The 237-nt window shown below is 39.2% G+C and carries 1 pseudogene; it reads left to right on the forward strand.

The features are described 5' to 3' along the window. Positions 1 to 237: pseudogene (locus AB4512_RS24045) on the forward strand (type I secretion system permease/ATPase); the annotation flags it as partial.

Raw genomic sequence — 237 nt, forward strand, 5'->3', positions numbered from 1 at the left:
TAACGAAAGTAAAATCAAACGAGTTAGATACCCTTCCACTACCCGTTTTAATTGAAATCGACAATAGTTGGAAAGTGCTCACAAAGTCAGCCGATGGTTCCTCTCTTTTATATGACCCAACCACTCAATTAGACCAACAGAGTGAGCTTAGTCTGAGTAGTCAATTATCGATGTACAAGGTAATGCTGGTCGCGGATGAAAGACTAAGTAACAAAGAAGTGAAATTTGGCCTTAGTT

Origin of the sequence: Vibrio sp. 10N.222.52.B7 (assembly GCF_041474275.1) — a bacterium.
In the GTDB taxonomy this organism is placed as follows: domain Bacteria; phylum Pseudomonadota; class Gammaproteobacteria; order Enterobacterales; family Vibrionaceae; genus Vibrio; species Vibrio crassostreae_C.